A 14798-nucleotide genomic window follows, 5' to 3' on the forward strand; every position below is an offset into this window, starting at 1 on the left:
CCGAGTCTTGAAATCGAGTGTACTACTCAATTTCAGCCCCGTACCCCCATAATTCACTTGGAGCAGACTGTCGAAAGATTTTGGTGCCTTGCAAAAATAGTTTGCAGCGGCTCAAGTGAATCGTTATGCGGCTTGAATCTCCAGTGGAGACGGCATGCTGCGATCGCCTTCAATGCAAACCTAGCCACAACTCGACTTGCTTCATGCCTCAACTCATAAATTGAGAGACACTTCAGAAGGGCGATCGCTTTGGGTGGGGTGACGCAGCATTGCATGGCGATCGCTCACGTTAAAATAGGGAAACTTGCATCGAGGTCACGCCATGACAGTTCGACAACCCCGCTACAGCAAAGAAGAATTTGCTCGACGTGGCGACGAGATCTATGAATCTCAGATTCGCTCCCAAGTCGAAGCAGAACAAGGCAAAATTGTAGCGATCGACATCGAAACCGGAGCCTTTGAAGTCGATGCTAGCGAAATTGAGGCGTGCGATCGCCTTGAAGCCCGTTATCCCGATGCTCAAATTTGGATTGTTCGTATCGGTTCTCGTCACGTTCGTCGATTTGGTGGACGGGTTCGGAGACTTGCATGATTACGGGAGTGGTCAACGCAGATTTTGAACCTATCATTCCATTGTCAATTTGCCGTTCCGATGGTGCAGTTTTTCTACAAGATGCGATCGTAGATACTGGATTTAATGGTTGGTTGTCACTGCCTCCTGATTTGATTACTGAATTGGGTTTGATCTGGAAAAGACGAGGACGAGCCATTCTCGGAGATGGCAGTGAGTGTGTCTTTGATGTTTACGAAGCGGTTGTAGTCTGGGATGGAGCATTGCTAACAATCCCAGTAGATGAAGCTGATTCAGATCCGCTGGTCGGGATGTCATTAATGGAAGGCTATCAACTTACTATTCAGGTTGCCGAGGATGGACTTGTTGAACTACGCAAGAATAGCGCCATCTAAAATAATCTCAATGCACTAGCCACACAAATACTTCTCGGTATGCGATCGCTCTATTCTCCAACACATCGATCGAAAGATACTTTAGAGGGGCGATCGCTTTGGTGGGGTGACGCAACATTGCATGGCGATCGCTTCATTCCTTAACGCCTTAATCGAGAGATACTTCAGAGGGGCGATCGCTTTGGTGGGGGCGGCGCAGCATTGCATGACGATCGCTCAAGTTAAAATAGGGAGACTTGCATCGAGGTCGCGCCCATGACCCTGTTAAACTATGGGTAAAGTCAAGCAGGTTATGACTACTCATGAAGTCGATCGAAGAACTAACCGAAGAACTCTTATCTCTACCCAGTGCGTCTAGAGCGCTTCTCGCTGAGAAATTGGTAGAAAGCTTAGAATTCGATACTGATCCAGCGATTCAGTCAACGTGGATAGCGGTAGCAAAGCGACGACGGAATGAAGTGAGAAATGGCAGCATTCAAACCATTGATGGAGATGAGGCTTTAGCTCAGGTAAGGCAGCTACTTGAGTAATGAAATATGTCTTTCACCCTGAAGCGCTAGCTGAATACGCTGAAGCCGTTGAATACTATACGCAGCAACGCATAGAGGTCGCACAAGCATTCATTGATGCAGTTGAAAATGCAGTCTATCGCATCCGGGAATCGCCCACCCGTTGGCAGATAATTGACGAAGACATTCGGCGCTGCCTCACCCAAAAGTTTCCCTACGGCATTTTGTATACGATCGAGCCAGACTACATTCTCATTCTTGCCGTCATGCATTGCAGCCGAGAACCGGGATACTGGAAAAACCGGAGATAGGCTCTATTCCCCAACACATCGGTCGAGAGATATTTCAGAGGGGCGATCGCTTTGATGGGGGCGACGCAGCATTGTATGGCGATCGCTCTACTCTCTAAAGCATCAATCGAGAATCAGAGGAGCGATCGCGCTGTAGATGTTTTGTTTTCATAGGGGTGGATGACGACCCAGTAATTCTTCTTCTGCACGGATTGCCAGCATCGCTGCCCGATTCAAATCCAGTGCTGCAACCGTTGCTCGTCCCGTAGCAGTTAATCCAACCACGGTTACGCCATCCCAACGAAAATGTTTCTTCCAGGTCTGTTGGCGTGGATTGAAAATGATAACCCTTTCGCCTGTTTCTAAATCCTCAAGTTTCTGACGCGCCCCCTTACGGAGTGAGCAGGAGACACAGGCAAGGGCTAAATTGTCAGACGTAGTTTCGCCACCTGCAACCACGGGAATAATGTGGTCGATATGAAACGTTGCCACTTGCCCCACCTGAGAAATACCGCGATATTCGCAGCGATCGTCGGCTCTTTGAATGACCGATCGCCGCAGAGACGGTGGAATCGTTGTCATTTAACCTTGCTGCATCACTCGTGTTGAGCGCAACCGCAACAAAGATAGGAATTCTGCCAGTTCAACCAGCCCCTCCGCTTCCTGCCGCTCTGCCTGAGACAGTGTATTCCCTTCATCTTGGCGATCCAGCAGAAATTGTAAGCGTGCTTGTACCGCTTGGGGCAGTTGGAATCGGGTCAATTCAATGGGGATCTCAATGATTTCGGGCATAGAGCAATGGGATCAACCTGCAACTTGTCATAAGCTCAGTGTAAGCGAACGTGTCAGAGTAGTGGTTGCGGTCGAACAAATCGTTGAAGCCGACCGTCAAGAGCTTATCTGCGGCGGCTCAACTCTCCAGTAGAGACAGTATTGCGATCGCTTTCAGCACAAACCTACCCACAACTCGATCGCTTCATTTTCCAACGTATCAATCAAGAGATATTTCAGAGGGGCGATCGCTTTTGTGGGTGCGATCAAAGCTTGATTCCCCTAGATCTTGATTGCAAAAATCAAAACGCTACTCAAGCTCGTCTAGCCTGTGCTTTTCGATTTTGTCTTGAATCTCAGGTTTACTCAGCCAATCTTCTAGGGCTTCAACCACGATCGCATTCATAGAGCTATCCATCACTCCTGCTAACGCTTTCAGGAGTTTGTCTATATCTTCGTCAACATAGGCTCTAATTTGCGGTTTTCGTTTAGGCAAGCGGGTCAGCCTTAATTTAGCGATTGGCGACAAGAGAAATCACAGTTCGTCTAATGTGTCTAGATTCAGCCTCTGGATGATTTCTTGCTGATCATTTTCTTCCAGCCAATGTTCGATCGCTTCATTCACAATGGCATTCACAGAAGATTCCTTGACTGCTGCCAGGATTTTGAGAACCTTGTCTATGTCTGTAGGCAAGTACACTCGGATCTGGGCTTTCTTCTCAGCCATGACTTCATCACTGCCCATAAAGTGCTAAACAGGGTTGCTTAAAATTCCTGTAAGGCTATTCTCTCTTGTTAAGTGAGACATATAGGGCAGAAAAAGTATTGCCCTATTGCCCTATTGCCCTAATCGTTGTACGCTTGAACAAAGTTTAGTTTTCAAATTGGAGATCGCAGATATGACTCTTTCAGACGATGAGATTGCCCAGATTAAATCCATCCTGATCGCCCTCAGAGCGATCAAGGTGAGAGACATTGATAAAGCTCTGGTGATTCTCTCCAAAGCTGAACGTTTGACCCAATTCCGGCAGTCAGGCGGTATGGAATATTAATTGCGATCGGCAATCTGCAACATCATGAACGGCTGCGATCGCATTGCATCGACTCGCGATCGAATGTTGAGAAGCGACGATTAGATGGAAGAGAAGGCGATCGTTCATCAGAAGTTTTACAAATTAAGATTAATTCTGCGGAATGTAAGGGGTAATATCTGATTCTTAAAGAGAATGCCCGATTCTCTGAGTATTAACAGCATTCATAACACTATCCGACTTGTGGAAATTCCTAAACTATGAAAAGCTTGATGACCTTATTGATAGCCTTATCGATGAGCTTGCAGACTGAACTAGCCTTTGCGCAGAGCGATCCAGACTATCAAATTGAGGTTGAGACTAATACCACCTGTAGTTTTATCAATGCCAATACTGTCAATATTAGACAAGCACCCAATACGCAGTCTTCTGTTATCGCTCAACTGAATCGTGGAGACGGTGTAAGGGCTGTGGGACGGAGAGGAAATTGGGTTCAACTCGCGGCGCGGGATTCTGGTCAACCGCCCCAGCCCTACACTCCACTGCAAGGATGGGTTTTTAATCAGTATGTCAACGGTTGTTCTGAAGATCAGTTCGATCGCTGGAGAAAATAGTGTGAAACCCTGGCTAAATGACCGCTATCGAATCAGCAAGACATACAGGTGCAGTTCTAAGCTAATCAAAGCTTCACGCAATTCCTGACTGGCTTGATGAGGATTGGTGGGTTGAAGCGTGACGGGATGACGGCTCCGCACCTTGAGGGCGCGCTGCACCAGCTTTGGAAAGGGTTGAGGTGCATCCCATAGGGGAAGCAGACAGGCGGCAAGATAGGCGCTCAGCGATACGGGTGCTGTGACGGGCGCAGAAAGATAGCGGCTTAACTCAAACGATCGCTGTTGCTCTACTGCCTCAATCAGCGCAGCTTTGACGCTAGCTGTACAGAGCTGTGGATGAAGATGAACCTGTACAGTTTGCCAATCATTCAACTCCCAGGACTGCGGTATTTGCCACGCTTCAGTTTGCTCAGGTTGCCCGCACCAAAAATCGAGCAGCCGATGCACAGGTGCAATCAGTTCAAAGAGCTGAAGTCGTTCCTTAATGGACAGGTGCGGCAAAGCTTTTTGCCAGAATTCAGGGAGATTCTGCGGATCTTGAAACAGGTTCTGCAAATCCCAATGGCGCTGATTCACCATACAAATAAACTCCAAATCAGCTTCGCCCAGCGCCTCGAATAGATCAGGGATGATGTAACCCTGATCGCCTTGAAACAAAAAGTTCATCAAAACATACTGCTGTGGATTGCCTGATGCGTCTTTTGGTCGCCAAGTCTCCCGTTTCAGAGGCACTCCATCCTTGAAAGAATTCAGTGTTTCGAGAACTGTGTTAATTTCCGCCTCTTCCGGATTGCTCTGCATCAATCCCATCAGGGTAAATAGCTCTTGTGCTCGAAAATAGTTTTGACGTTGATATAAGCTATGTAGATTCCCCCGCAGGATTCCTTTCGGCTTCATTACAGACTTTAGTATCCGCAAGGTTTCCACCAAATCGGGCACCAGATAGAGCATTTCATCGCAGTTGATGTAATCAAACTCCAGACCCAGCTGGGTGACTTGATCAAGGGGAAGCTGATGAAACTGAGTCTCTGCAAAGCCATAGAAGTTCAATCTTTGCCGCGCTAACTCCAGAGATTTCTCTGACAGATCAATACCCACGATGGTCGCGCCTGGATTAGCTTCTGCCAGACTCAATGTCTTGTAGCCACTGCCGCATCCAACATCTAGGATGGCAATATTTCGGTGATCAATCAGCCTTTGATTACGCAAATAAAACGGCGTGAGCAAGTTATGAACGTATAGCTCATTAGCATCTTCTTTGGGCGACCCTTCGATCGGAATATTGGGATAGGGTTGACTATCAAACTGCTGTCGAATTTTCTCAAGCAGATCAGCATTCTGTAAATCCATCGCATCAGTCATGGAGTCATTTCCTTCGATTTGAGGTCATTTTGAGCAATGCCACAGGCTGCTAATTCAGCTTGCTAAGTTCAAAGTATGTCTCATCCAAGATGTGCTGTATTCAAGGTGATACGAGAATAAAACAGCTCAGCACATCTTTCTTTTGAGAGAGATATCTTGTAGGGTAGATCTGCATTACGGCATCGCCAGAAAGCCATGAATTGCTCGTGAATCATCTATGTCTCTCCAAGTCTACGGAATCTCCAACTGCGGTACCTGTAAAAAAGCGTTTCAGTGGCTTGCCGCTAACCACATTGAGTATGAATTCATCGACACAAAAGCCCAGCCACCCGATCGCCCCACGATCTCCAACTGGGTGCAAACCCTCGGCTCCAAACCCATGCGCAATACCTCAGGGCAATCTTACCGCGCCTTGGGAGAAGAAAAACAGACCTGGACAGAGGAACAGTGGATTACAGCTTTTGCCCAGGATGCCATGCTGCTAAAGCGACCGCTATTCGTCAAAGACGGCGAGGCGGTCATGGTGGGCTTCAAAGATGCAGCGATCGCCGAATTGGCTCAAGCCTAAGCTTGCCCTCTCTGCTGCCGCAGAAGTTCGATCGCTTTCACATAGTCCGGCGTTTCTTCACCCCCTACCCGACAGGCTTCTCGATCAACTGCCAATAGATCGTCGCCCCAAATGACTTTGCCCAGTTCGAGCGTTTCACCGCGATCGGGTTTCCAGTCGCGGCTGACAAATTTGCGATCGCCATCTACCACGGCTCCGTCAAACAGGTGCCCAATGGTGAAGTAGACATCCTGTAATACAAGCGGCACAGAGGGACGGTGAAGCTGTCCGCGAGAGTTGGCGCTGCGGGCTTTGTAGCGCGATCGAGGAAAGAGTCCATAAAGGTTTTTGAGAGAGGCAGAAATTAGCGGTGCGTCTTTGAGCAGGGTGCGCTTGAAGGCTCCGACGCTAATTCGGCAGTCCACTTCTTCTAGCAGGGCTGGAGCAAACATGGAGGAAAATCGGGCGGGATGGGGCGATCGATTTAGATATTCCTTGAGCGGCAGCGTGTCGGCATCAATTACCTGCATTCCTTCGTCCAGCAAGGCATATAGCCCGTTACGACTGGCAATTTTCTCCAGCGAAACGGGCGAACAAACGCCTTCTACAATCAGAATTTCTGCGTGGGGGCTGACCTGTCGCAATCCTGCCAACACGGCTGCTATTACGCCCATACTCACCGTCACTGGCGGACTGACAGGATAGCCCAGGTTTGGCTTCACTAAAATCCGCTGAGCGTTTTGAGCAGACGGGGGCGGCTGATAGATGAAGTCAGCAGTGTTGTCAACTTGGGGCGATCGGGCTTGTAGAGATTCAGACTGAACAGGCATATGGACAATATCAGATGAGGAAGACTAGAGATTCTGTAGAGTTGAAATGAAACTCATTGTTGTAAAGCTGAACTGATGATGATGAAACCTCAACTAGCGGTACTGCCTCCATTTCTAGTATTAGATCAACTTTTGCAAACTTGGCTGCTAGAGGATATTGGGCGCGGCGATCGCACTACTCAATCGCTCTTGTCGTCTGGTAGACCCGGACAAGCTCAGTGGGTCGTTAAAGAGGCAGGAATCATTGCCGGATTGCCGATCGCCTCGCGAGTCTTTCAGCTTCTCGACGGTCAGGTTGTGTTCACGCCCGTGATGGAAGAAGGACAGTGGTGCGATCGCGGTCAGGAGGTTGCTCAAATTGCAGGTTCCCTGGAAGCACTGCTGACCGGAGAGCGGGTAGCGCTGAATTTGGCAATGCGGCTCAGCGGAATTGCGACGATGACAAGCAGGTATGTGGAAAAAATTGCAGATCTACCCACGCAGCTAGTGGATACCCGTAAGACCACGCCGGGACTGAGGATTTTGGAGAAGTATGCTACTCAGGTGGGTGGAGCCGTGAATCACCGTATGGGATTAGATGACGGCGTGATGATTAAAGATAATCACATTGCGGCAGCGGGAGGCATTCGAGAGGCGATCGCCCAGATCCGTTCCCGCATTCCATACCCGCTGACAATCGAGGTAGAGACTGAAAGCCTCGAGCAGGTGGCAGAAGCCTTGGAGCATGGGGCAGATATCATTATGCTGGACAATATGCCGCTAGAGATGATGCGGGCAGCAGTCAAAAAAATCCGGTCAACTAATGACCGGATCAAGATAGAAGCATCAGGAAATATCACGTTAGAAACCATTCGATCGGTTGCAGAGACAGGCGTAGACTACATTTCGAGCAGTGCGCCCATTACGCGATCGACTTGGCTGGATTTGAGTATGAGAATGGTGCAGGGCGTAAACTAAGATAATTCAGCGCTACTTTTTGAACAGTCTCCCCCAGCCAGATTTATCGTTTTCAGGAAGCCAGCGGCGTTTGAGAATATAGCGAGGATAGACGACCGCGTTACCGTTGTTGACGCTGCCCGTGTAGCCGCCCCCCGCATCTAGAATACTGCCGAAGGGATCGTGGCAGATATAATTCTGGCTGGTCGTTCTACCAATAACGACGATCATGTGTCCGCCTGTGGGAGAGGCAAGTGCACCGCGATGGAGAATGCCAATAACAGCAGGGAAACCTGCTTCGAGAGAGCGATCGAGATCCTCAAAGCCCAAATCGGTGCGCCACACAGATTTGATGCCCAATTCAGCTAGGGCTTGAGTCTGTGCGCCGTGATCCGTCGTATCTCCATACTTAACGACCTTTTTATAATATTCATCGTCGCTAGCAATCTTAGCGCCCAGGAATTTGGCGACCATGGCACAGCTAGAAGTATTGCAAGTCCGCATCGGTTCGTACTTGTTGTCCACCTGCTGAAAGTAAGGGACTTTCAGGCGAAGTTCCTTATTCTTAGCGGTGGAGAGATTCCAATCGCTCCACATTTTGGCAAACCCTTCTTGGGTTTTGGGCTGAGTGTTTGCCTGTAGCCATTTGAGCGCCGCGTTTTGATGGGGTAGACCCTGATAGGATTGAAAAACCTTCACGAGATCGATCGCTCCTCCAGACTGACCATCTCGCCACATCAGGGCAAATTCAGCCTGTTTTTGACTGCCCGTGGAGGATTGTAGCCATTGAATCAGCTTGATTTGCTGGGGTTGATTGGAGAAGGCTTTGGCGACCGTGATGAAGTCTGTGGATGCGATCGCCTGAGCGGAAGCAGGTGAGACAAAAGAAGCAACCATAAAATGTGCAAGCCCTGATAAATTAAGCGAGGAGCAGCGAAGGCTCAGAAGATTAGAATTTTCTTGAATCCAACATTCTCTTGAATCCAACATAGGTTGAAGAATGCTGAATCTCCTTCAGAAGCATCACGGATTCAGTAAGCTAAGGTTCAAATGAAGTAGCAAAAGACATCCGTAAATCCTTCACTTAAATTTTGAATAAACTGAAAAAGCTGCCTGATCTTGCCCAAATAGGCAGTTGTGCTGAATGATGAGTAGGTCGGATCGCTATTCTAGAGATAGTGAACGCTTACAGATATCCCTTGCTGCATGTAGCCATGAAAGAAACGATCGCCCAACTGAAAGAGCGCTTTGAGCAAGCATTGATAGCCGCGTTTGGGGAAGATCTGGCAGGCACCGATCCGATGCTGGTGTCTGCCAGTAACCCTAAGTTTGGGGATTATCAGTCCAATATAGCGATGGCGTTGGCAAAGCGATTGGGGAAGGCTCCGAGGGCGATCGCCGAAGCAATCGTGCAAAAATTGGATGTTGCCGACCTGTGTGAAATGCCGACGATCGCCGGAGCCGGATTTATTAACCTGGCGCTGAAAACGGATTACCTAAAGGCTCAGATTAAAGCCATTCAGTCCGATGCGCGGTTAGGCGCGGCTTCGACGAGCAATCCTCAGCGTGTGATCGTCGATTATCCTAGCCCTAACATCGCCAAAGAAATGCATGTGGGTCATCTGCGCCCCTCTTTTATTGGAGACAGTATTTCCAGAGTTTTAGAATTTCTGGGACATGACGTGATTCGTCTAAACCACGTTGGTGATTGGGGTACGCCGTTTGGATTGCTGATTGCCTACGTGCGCGAGGCATACCCTGAAGCTTTAAATTCTTCGCAGGGTCTAGTTTTAGGAGACTTGGCGACGCTGTACCGCGCCGCCAAAATACGGTTCGATGAAGATGAGGAATTTCAGGAAGCCGCTCGGCGATCGGTCGTGCAGCTTCAGGCAGGCGATGCGGAAACGTTGCGGGCTTGGCAGCTCGTTTGCGATCTGTCTAACCAAACCAACCGGAAATTTTTTGAGTGGATGGGCTTGTCTCCATCGATTCAGGAGCGCGGTGAATCTTTTTATAATCCGCTACTTGCAGACGTGATTGCGGAACTCGATAAAGCAGGTCTATTGGTGGAAGATGATGGCGCTCAGTGCGTCTTTCTAGAGGGATTTACGAACAAGGAAGGAAATCCGCTGCCGCTGATTGTGCAAAAGTCGGGGGGTGGCTACAACTATGCAACCACTGACCTTGCCGCGATTCGCTATCGAGTTAACGTTGATCGGGCGCAGCGAGTTATCTATCCCGTTGGCATGGAGCAAATGAATCACTTTGCTCAGATTTTTCAGGTCGGTAAGCGCGCTGGGTGGATTACGGACGAGGTGGAGTTTTTCTATGCGCCGCTGGGGTTTATCTTGGGTGAGGACGGCAAAAAGCTGAAGAGTCGATCGGGTGAAGCGGTTCGGCTGGTTGACCTGCTGGAGGAGGCGATCGCTCGTGCCCGTACTGACCTAGAAACTCGTCTCCAAGAGGAAGGTCGAGAAGAATCAGAGGAGTTTATTGCCAATGCTGCCAAGGTTGTGGGCATTAGCGCTGTCAAATATGCCGATCTGAGCCAAAATCGCACCAGTAATTACGTCTTTAGCTTCGACAAAATGCTGGCGCTCCAGGGCAACACGGCTCCCTATATGCTCTATGCCTATGTGCGGGTGCAGGGAATTAGCCGCAAGGGCGAGATTGATTTTGAGGCATTGGGGGCAAACGCACCGATCGTCTTGGAAGAAGAAACTGAGCTAGCGCTTGCCAAGTATATTTTGCAATTTGATGAGGTGTTGGGCAGCGTTGAGGCGGAGCTAATGCCCAATCGACTGTGCGAATATTTGTTTGAACTGAGCAAGAAATTTAATCAGTTTTACGATCGCTGTCCCATTTTGCAAGCTGAAGAGCCTTTACGCACCTCTCGCTTAATTTTAGCGAATCTAACTGCCCGTACTATCAAGCTAGGTCTGTCGCTGTTGGGAATTCCTGTGCTGGAACGGATGTAGGTTGGTACCAACCGCCGACAGAATTCTAGGTAGGAGGAAAAATGAATACTTTGGTAGAGGGAGAGAAGAGACGGGAAATCTAAGCTAGTTGCTAGAAAACAGAAGCTTTTTGCATGTCGCAGAGTCCAAATCCGAATAACCTTTCGGTTCGACAAGGTAGCATCTCTACCGCTTTCAGAGTTTATAGAAATCATCTCATAAGCTATTCCTGGCTATCCTTATTTGCAGGGCTATGGTTATTTGTGCCTGTTTACGGATGGGCAAAGCATTGTGCAATTGCTGGCGCAATTTCAAGACAAACCTTTCAGGGACTTGTGAATCAGCCTGAATCGATTGCAGTTGCTAAGAGTCGGACAAATTCTCTGATTTGGCATTGGCTGGCAACAGGAATAGCTCTGACGTGGATCAGATTCAAACTAGCAGCTCTAACTCTTGTCATTTCCTTGCTGGCTTGGCTAGCAACGATGCTAATCGCAAGCATATTTTTTCACGGCTACATCACAGCTAAAGAAAATACTGCAATTGCATTGATTCTGACTTCCTTCCCACCGCTGGTCTTCTTAATAATTGCACTGACCCGCATTCTACGTCTCTATTCCCGTGTGTGGCTTGCAGAGGCATTTTTGGCAATCGGATCTCTCAACACTACAGATGGTGTTAGTCAGCGCTGGGAGTCAAACATCAGCAAGAGCTGGCGATCAACTAGAGGAGCAGCCAAAAGAATCTCTCTAAAAGTATGGGTCGTACTAATAATGCTCGTAATTGCTACAGGTATGGCTATTATACCTGTTCACGCCGGGTTAGGATTTGTGCATAAATTAGGGCAATTGCCCAATGTGGTCTACTCAAAACGGCAATTGATAGAGCAAAACTCAGCTCAGATGACACAGACACTTATGCTCTCCTATGCAATGGCTCAAATTTTACTCATGCCTTTTGCACAAGTCCTAAAAGCCGTTGTTTACTTCGACATTCAAGGACAACGTGAATTTTAGCAGTAGAGTCGCCCTAGCAAAACTGATGAGCGATCGGATAGCTTATGTCCAGAAGTTTGCGGTAGTTTAGCCCAATAGTCCCGCATTGCACAGGTTTTAGCAGCACTTTTGCGAGAAGATAAAACGAGTTTATCTATGTTGTCATCGTGAGCCAATGCTAGAAACACCCTTGGGCTGGGCTTTGTTGTTTTTTCTGGGCATCTTTACCGGAACGCTGTCAGGGCTGTTGGGAATTGGCGGCGGGTTGCTCATGGTTCCAGCGCTGACGGTGTTTAATGTACCGCTCGTGCAGGCAACCGCTACGAGTTTGGTGGGGGTATTTCTCAGCTCGGTGTCAGGCAGTGTGCGTAACCTGAGAGCGGGTGAACTCAATTGGCGAGTTTCTTTACTGCTGTCGCTATTTGGCGTTTTTACCGCTCAGGTGGGAGCCTGGTTGGGCGATCGCATTCCAGATGCCATTCTCTCGCTGGCTTTTGCCGGACTTCTGTTAGTCACAATCTATTTGATTCAGCTCAAGCAAAGCTTAAAGCGAAAGCAGTCTATAGAGCCTGAACTCACAGGAATTGATCATCACTCGACACAGCGCTATCCGCTGATGCCGATCGCCGGAATTGGTCTACTAGCGGGTGTTCTCTCTGGGCTATTTGGCGTGGGTGGCGGTGTGGTCATGGTGCCCCTACAAATGCTGTTCTTGGGAGAGGGCATTAAGTCGGCAGTGCGGACGAGCTTGGGCGCGATTGTGGCGATCGCCGTTTCTGGTTTAGCTCAGCATGCCTGGAACAATAACGTGCTGTGGATTCCCGGAATTTGTTTGGGGCTTGGCGGCATTCTAGGTGCACAAGTCGGGAGTCGGCTGTTGCCGCGCCTATCCGAAAAAGCCGTCAACCAGCTGTTTAAGCTATTCTTGATCGGCTTAGCCGTTTATATGGCAATGCGGGCAATCGCCGCCTGGAAATAGTCGCTGTACAGCCAAATCAGTCGGGGTTAATTGTGATGCGCTTCAGATATTCCTGTTCGGTGACTAGATCCTGCGTACTTTCAACCCGATCGAGAAACATCAATCCGCTCAGATGATCAAACTCGTGCTGAAAGATACGCGCTACAAAACCAGTGAGCTGGTGCTGCCGCACTGTGCCGTCTGGAGCTGTGTACTCAATGGCGATCGATTTATAGCGTGGTACTAAACCTCGAATTCCAGGTACGCTGAGGCAACCCTCCCAATCTTTGACTATCTCCTGCGAGTGAGTGAGCGATCGCGGATTAATCATCACTGTCGGCGACATGGTAGGAGCGTTGGGATAGCGAAGATTAGGGCGAGAGGCGACGATCAGCATCTGATAGGGAACTGCAACTTGAGGCGCAGCAATGCCGACACCATTGGAGCTGAGCAGAGTAGTCATCAAGTTGTTGATGAGCGTCTGTACCCATTCATCATGAACGTTATCAATAGGCTGAGCAATTTGACGGAGAGCCGGATCGCCCAACTGAGAGATTTGTAGGTTTTCTGTCATCTTTAAATTCCTCTTGACTACTCAAAACTATAGCTGTTGCTAGTTTGCTTAGGACATTTTGGGTGGGGCGCTTAGCGCCCCACCCAAAATGTCTCCATCCTAACCGCCAAGGCGGTTGCTATATGAAGTCGGAGCAGTGTCATGACTGTATCTTACACGGCATATCCTGGTTGTTCTAAGATGACCGCTCCTGTCTCGACTGTCTGACTGCAAATAAGGCAGTAAAGTCAGGCATATCACCTTGTAGATAGATGAGAAAAGCAGAGTAGACCGCTATATTACAAGATGGAAAGTTGTAGGTTAGCTGTAAGTTATAAGTTACCTATAGCGTCAGTAGATCTCCTGGCACTTGGGCTTACTTCAACCCTATCAAGGTTCTGCGTTCTCAATTACTTCATCTCAATTCTTCAAATGCAAGTCAGTATGGAAAAGCCAGAGACGAATACTTTACTCATCGTCAATCCTACCTCTGGTCCTACTGAGAATCCTTACTTGATTGACGACCTTACAGCCTTACTGCAAGCTCAAGGAATCCAAGCTGAAATCTCCACGACTACCCCTGATGAAAGTGGTGAAGGTCTTGCCGCTGCCGCTGCCCAAGCGGGGGTCGGGCTTGTGATTGTTGCGGGAGGCGATGGCACTATTGAAGCCGTGGCGCGCGGATTAGTGCATACTCAGACTGTGTTAGGTATCATTCCGATGGGAACTCGCAACAATATTGCAGCTAGCCTGAACATCCCCAACGATTTAACACAAGCTATTAAAATTATTGCCGAGGGCGATCGCGATCGATTTGATATGGGTAAGGCAAACAACCATTACTTTATGGAAGTGGTAGGAGTGGGTTTAGAAGCTGCACTCTTTCCCTGTGGGGATGAGGTCAAAGAAGGGATCAAGAAAAATTATCTGGCGGCTCTTAGAAGTGTCTTCTCAGGTCTCAAAACCTTTTTACAGTTTCGACCACACCGTTTGATTTTACGCTTCGATGGTAGGCGGATGCGTCGTCTTCGCACCTTGCAAGTCAATATCTGCAACAGTCCTCGCTACGGGATAGAATTTTCTCTGGCACCTGAAGCAAAAATGAATGATGGCAAGCTAGACGTAATCTATCTAGATAACCCGTCTAAGTGGGATCATCTGCGCCATTTCTTTACGGCTATGCGGGGTGGAGGACAACGGCATGAACGGCTCAAAATGCATCGAGCTTCTGTGGTTGAGGTTAGAAGCTATCCACCGTTGGAAGTTCATGCAGACGGAGAATGCCTGGGGACTACCCCAGTCGTCGTTGAAGTGATTCCTCAAGCTCTTTGGATCTGCATACCCACGCCTGAGATATTGGAAGATTTACCAATGAAAGCGGGATAGTGGTAATTAGGTAAGGATTTTTAGTGGCGTGGGCTTTGCCCACGCCACTAAAAATCCTTACCTTTACCTTTTAAGGACTACCGAAAGCGGCAT

The 14798-nt window shown here is 48.6% G+C and carries 22 protein-coding genes; 13 read left to right on the plus strand and 9 right to left on the minus strand.

Annotation, left to right across the window (positions count from 1 at the left end; genetic code table 11):
• Window positions 1–322 precede the first annotated feature (322 nt).
• Window positions 323–592 carry a hypothetical protein gene (locus tag AC5JMP_RS25555; protein ID WP_495854327.1) on the plus strand — a complete coding sequence of 90 codons (270 nt, stop codon included), beginning with the start codon at window positions 323–325 and terminating at the stop codon, window positions 590–592.
• Window positions 589–966 carry a clan AA aspartic protease gene (locus tag AC5JMP_RS25560; protein WP_495854328.1) on the plus strand — a complete coding sequence of 126 codons (378 nt, stop codon included), beginning with the start codon at window positions 589–591 and terminating at the stop codon, window positions 964–966. Before AC5JMP_RS25555 ends, AC5JMP_RS25560 begins: the two co-directional genes overlap by 4 nt.
• Before the next feature lie 81 nt (window positions 967–1047).
• Here AC5JMP_RS25560 and AC5JMP_RS25565 read toward each other — a convergent pair whose 3' ends face one another.
• Window positions 1048–1173, minus strand: a complete 126-nt coding sequence (locus AC5JMP_RS25565; protein ID WP_495854329.1) for a hypothetical protein — start codon at window positions 1171–1173, stop codon at window positions 1048–1050.
• A 95-nt stretch (window positions 1174–1268) separates the two neighbouring features.
• Here AC5JMP_RS25565 and AC5JMP_RS25570 point away from each other — a divergent pair, with 95 nt between their 5' ends.
• Both AC5JMP_RS25570 and AC5JMP_RS25575 read left to right on the plus strand, forming a co-directional pair.
• Entirely contained in the window at window positions 1269–1496 is a 228-nt protein-coding gene (locus AC5JMP_RS25570) for an addiction module protein (RefSeq protein WP_495854330.1), read from the plus strand.
• Window positions 1496–1786: a type II toxin-antitoxin system RelE/ParE family toxin gene (locus AC5JMP_RS25575; RefSeq protein ID WP_495854331.1), complete on the plus strand. Its 291-nt coding sequence runs from the start codon at window positions 1496–1498 to the stop codon at window positions 1784–1786. Before AC5JMP_RS25570 ends, AC5JMP_RS25575 begins: the two co-directional genes overlap by 1 nt.
• 147 nt (window positions 1787–1933) lie before the next feature.
• Here AC5JMP_RS25575 and AC5JMP_RS25580 read toward each other — a convergent pair whose 3' ends face one another.
• Window positions 1934–2347 (minus strand): HNH endonuclease, encoded by a 414-nt coding sequence (locus tag AC5JMP_RS25580; protein ID WP_495854332.1) that lies wholly within the window; start codon window positions 2345–2347, stop codon window positions 1934–1936.
• Window positions 2348–2557: a hypothetical protein gene (locus tag AC5JMP_RS25585; protein ID WP_495854333.1), complete on the minus strand. Its 210-nt coding sequence runs from the start codon at window positions 2555–2557 to the stop codon at window positions 2348–2350. It lies immediately after the preceding gene.
• A 65-nt stretch (window positions 2558–2622) separates the two neighbouring features.
• Between AC5JMP_RS25585 and AC5JMP_RS25590 the strand changes: the two genes are divergently transcribed.
• Complete coding sequence (locus AC5JMP_RS25590) at window positions 2623–2829, plus strand: hypothetical protein (RefSeq protein ID WP_495854334.1); 207 nt, start codon at window positions 2623–2625, stop codon at window positions 2827–2829.
• Window positions 2830–2846: 17 nt separating this feature from the next.
• Here the strand turns inward: AC5JMP_RS25590 and AC5JMP_RS25595 are convergent, their stop codons facing one another.
• Window positions 2847–3032 (minus strand): hypothetical protein, encoded by a 186-nt coding sequence (locus AC5JMP_RS25595; protein WP_495854335.1) that lies wholly within the window; start codon window positions 3030–3032, stop codon window positions 2847–2849.
• 39 nt (window positions 3033–3071) lie between these two features.
• Window positions 3072–3281, minus strand: coding sequence for a ribbon-helix-helix domain-containing protein (locus tag AC5JMP_RS25600; RefSeq protein ID WP_495854336.1), 210 nt, complete (start codon window positions 3279–3281; stop codon window positions 3072–3074).
• A 154-nt stretch (window positions 3282–3435) separates the two neighbouring features.
• Between AC5JMP_RS25600 and AC5JMP_RS25605 the strand changes: the two genes are divergently transcribed.
• Both AC5JMP_RS25605 and AC5JMP_RS25610 read left to right on the plus strand, forming a co-directional pair.
• Window positions 3436–3588 carry a hypothetical protein gene (locus AC5JMP_RS25605; protein ID WP_495854337.1) on the plus strand — a complete coding sequence of 51 codons (153 nt, stop codon included), beginning with the start codon at window positions 3436–3438 and terminating at the stop codon, window positions 3586–3588.
• Window positions 3589–3839: 251 nt separating this feature from the next.
• Window positions 3840–4181, plus strand: a complete 342-nt coding sequence (locus AC5JMP_RS25610) for an SH3 domain-containing protein (RefSeq protein WP_495854338.1) — start codon at window positions 3840–3842, stop codon at window positions 4179–4181.
• A gap of 24 nt (window positions 4182–4205) precedes the next feature.
• On the opposite strand, the gene AC5JMP_RS25615 is transcribed toward AC5JMP_RS25610, so the two are convergent.
• Window positions 4206–5543, minus strand: coding sequence for a class I SAM-dependent methyltransferase (locus AC5JMP_RS25615; protein ID WP_495854339.1), 1338 nt, complete (start codon window positions 5541–5543; stop codon window positions 4206–4208).
• A gap of 217 nt (window positions 5544–5760) precedes the next feature.
• Between AC5JMP_RS25615 and AC5JMP_RS25620 the strand changes: the two genes are divergently transcribed.
• The gene (locus AC5JMP_RS25620; protein WP_495854340.1) at window positions 5761–6111 is read left to right on the plus strand and encodes a Spx/MgsR family RNA polymerase-binding regulatory protein; all 351 of its coding nucleotides are present in this window, start codon (window positions 5761–5763) and stop codon (window positions 6109–6111) included.
• Here AC5JMP_RS25620 and AC5JMP_RS25625 read toward each other — a convergent pair.
• On the minus strand, window positions 6108–6920 hold the full coding sequence (locus AC5JMP_RS25625; protein ID WP_495854341.1) for a DUF362 domain-containing protein: 813 nt from the start codon (window positions 6918–6920) through the stop codon (window positions 6108–6110). The genes AC5JMP_RS25620 and AC5JMP_RS25625 overlap by 4 nt on opposite strands.
• Window positions 6921–7001: 81 nt before the next feature.
• Between AC5JMP_RS25625 and nadC the strand changes: the two genes are divergently transcribed.
• The gene (nadC, locus tag AC5JMP_RS25630; protein WP_495854347.1) at window positions 7002–7877 is read left to right on the plus strand and encodes a carboxylating nicotinate-nucleotide diphosphorylase; all 876 of its coding nucleotides are present in this window, start codon (window positions 7002–7004) and stop codon (window positions 7875–7877) included.
• Between the two features lie 12 nt (window positions 7878–7889).
• On the opposite strand, the gene AC5JMP_RS25635 is transcribed toward nadC, so the two are convergent.
• Window positions 7890–8753: a C39 family peptidase gene (locus AC5JMP_RS25635; protein ID WP_495854342.1), complete on the minus strand. Its 864-nt coding sequence runs from the start codon at window positions 8751–8753 to the stop codon at window positions 7890–7892.
• A gap of 317 nt (window positions 8754–9070) precedes the next feature.
• Between AC5JMP_RS25635 and argS the strand changes: the two genes are divergently transcribed.
• The 3 genes from argS to AC5JMP_RS25650 all read left to right on the plus strand — a co-directional run bounded on the left by argS (window position 9071) and on the right by AC5JMP_RS25650 (window position 12787).
• Window positions 9071–10834 (plus strand): arginine--tRNA ligase, encoded by a 1764-nt coding sequence (argS, locus tag AC5JMP_RS25640; protein ID WP_495854348.1) that lies wholly within the window; start codon window positions 9071–9073, stop codon window positions 10832–10834.
• 113 nt (window positions 10835–10947) lie between these two features.
• The gene (locus AC5JMP_RS25645; protein ID WP_495854343.1) at window positions 10948–11829 is read left to right on the plus strand and encodes a hypothetical protein; all 882 of its coding nucleotides are present in this window, start codon (window positions 10948–10950) and stop codon (window positions 11827–11829) included.
• Window positions 11830–11983: 154 nt separating this feature from the next.
• Entirely contained in the window at window positions 11984–12787 is an 804-nt protein-coding gene (locus tag AC5JMP_RS25650; protein ID WP_495854344.1) for a sulfite exporter TauE/SafE family protein, read from the plus strand.
• 16 nt (window positions 12788–12803) lie between these two features.
• Here the strand turns inward: AC5JMP_RS25650 and def are convergent, their stop codons facing one another.
• Window positions 12804–13340, minus strand: coding sequence for a peptide deformylase (gene def / locus AC5JMP_RS25655; RefSeq protein WP_495854345.1), 537 nt, complete (start codon window positions 13338–13340; stop codon window positions 12804–12806).
• A gap of 423 nt (window positions 13341–13763) precedes the next feature.
• Here def and AC5JMP_RS25660 point away from each other — a divergent pair, with 423 nt between their 5' ends.
• Entirely contained in the window at window positions 13764–14705 is a 942-nt protein-coding gene (locus AC5JMP_RS25660) for a diacylglycerol/lipid kinase family protein (protein WP_495854346.1), read from the plus strand.
• Window positions 14706–14798: the final 93 nt, after the last annotated feature.

The sequence above is a fragment of the Drouetiella sp. genome (assembly GCF_059504425.1).

Bases quoted from the DNA above. Each gene is read 5' to 3' on its own strand.
- AC5JMP_RS25555 (WP_495854327.1), top strand. From the start codon at position 323: ATGACAGTTCGACAACCCCGCTACAGCAAAGAAGAATTTGCTCGACGT.
- AC5JMP_RS25560 (WP_495854328.1), top strand. From the start codon at position 589: ATGATTACGGGAGTGGTCAACGCAGATTTTGAACCTATCATTCCATTG.
- AC5JMP_RS25565 (WP_495854329.1), bottom strand. From the start codon at position 1,173: ATGCAATGCTGCGCCGCCCCCACCAAAGCGATCGCCCCTCTGAAGTAT.
- AC5JMP_RS25570 (WP_495854330.1), top strand. From the start codon at position 1,269: ATGAAGTCGATCGAAGAACTAACCGAAGAACTCTTATCTCTACCCAGT.
- AC5JMP_RS25575 (WP_495854331.1), top strand. From the start codon at position 1,496: ATGAAATATGTCTTTCACCCTGAAGCGCTAGCTGAATACGCTGAAGCC.
- AC5JMP_RS25580 (WP_495854332.1), bottom strand. From the start codon at position 2,347: ATGACAACGATTCCACCGTCTCTGCGGCGATCGGTCATTCAAAGAGCC.
- AC5JMP_RS25585 (WP_495854333.1), bottom strand. From the start codon at position 2,557: ATGCCCGAAATCATTGAGATCCCCATTGAATTGACCCGATTCCAACTG.
- AC5JMP_RS25600 (WP_495854336.1), bottom strand. From the start codon at position 3,281: ATGGGCAGTGATGAAGTCATGGCTGAGAAGAAAGCCCAGATCCGAGTG.
- AC5JMP_RS25605 (WP_495854337.1), top strand. From the start codon at position 3,436: ATGACTCTTTCAGACGATGAGATTGCCCAGATTAAATCCATCCTGATC.
- AC5JMP_RS25610 (WP_495854338.1), top strand. From the start codon at position 3,840: ATGACCTTATTGATAGCCTTATCGATGAGCTTGCAGACTGAACTAGCC.
- AC5JMP_RS25615 (WP_495854339.1), bottom strand. From the start codon at position 5,543: ATGACTGATGCGATGGATTTACAGAATGCTGATCTGCTTGAGAAAATT.
- AC5JMP_RS25620 (WP_495854340.1), top strand. From the start codon at position 5,761: ATGTCTCTCCAAGTCTACGGAATCTCCAACTGCGGTACCTGTAAAAAA.
- AC5JMP_RS25625 (WP_495854341.1), bottom strand. From the start codon at position 6,920: ATGCCTGTTCAGTCTGAATCTCTACAAGCCCGATCGCCCCAAGTTGAC.
- nadC (WP_495854347.1), top strand. From the start codon at position 7,002: ATGAAACCTCAACTAGCGGTACTGCCTCCATTTCTAGTATTAGATCAA.
- AC5JMP_RS25635 (WP_495854342.1), bottom strand. From the start codon at position 8,753: ATGGTTGCTTCTTTTGTCTCACCTGCTTCCGCTCAGGCGATCGCATCC.
- argS (WP_495854348.1), top strand. From the start codon at position 9,071: ATGAAAGAAACGATCGCCCAACTGAAAGAGCGCTTTGAGCAAGCATTG.
- AC5JMP_RS25645 (WP_495854343.1), top strand. From the start codon at position 10,948: ATGTCGCAGAGTCCAAATCCGAATAACCTTTCGGTTCGACAAGGTAGC.
- AC5JMP_RS25650 (WP_495854344.1), top strand. From the start codon at position 11,984: ATGCTAGAAACACCCTTGGGCTGGGCTTTGTTGTTTTTTCTGGGCATC.
- def (WP_495854345.1), bottom strand. From the start codon at position 13,340: ATGACAGAAAACCTACAAATCTCTCAGTTGGGCGATCCGGCTCTCCGT.
- AC5JMP_RS25660 (WP_495854346.1), top strand. From the start codon at position 13,764: ATGGAAAAGCCAGAGACGAATACTTTACTCATCGTCAATCCTACCTCT.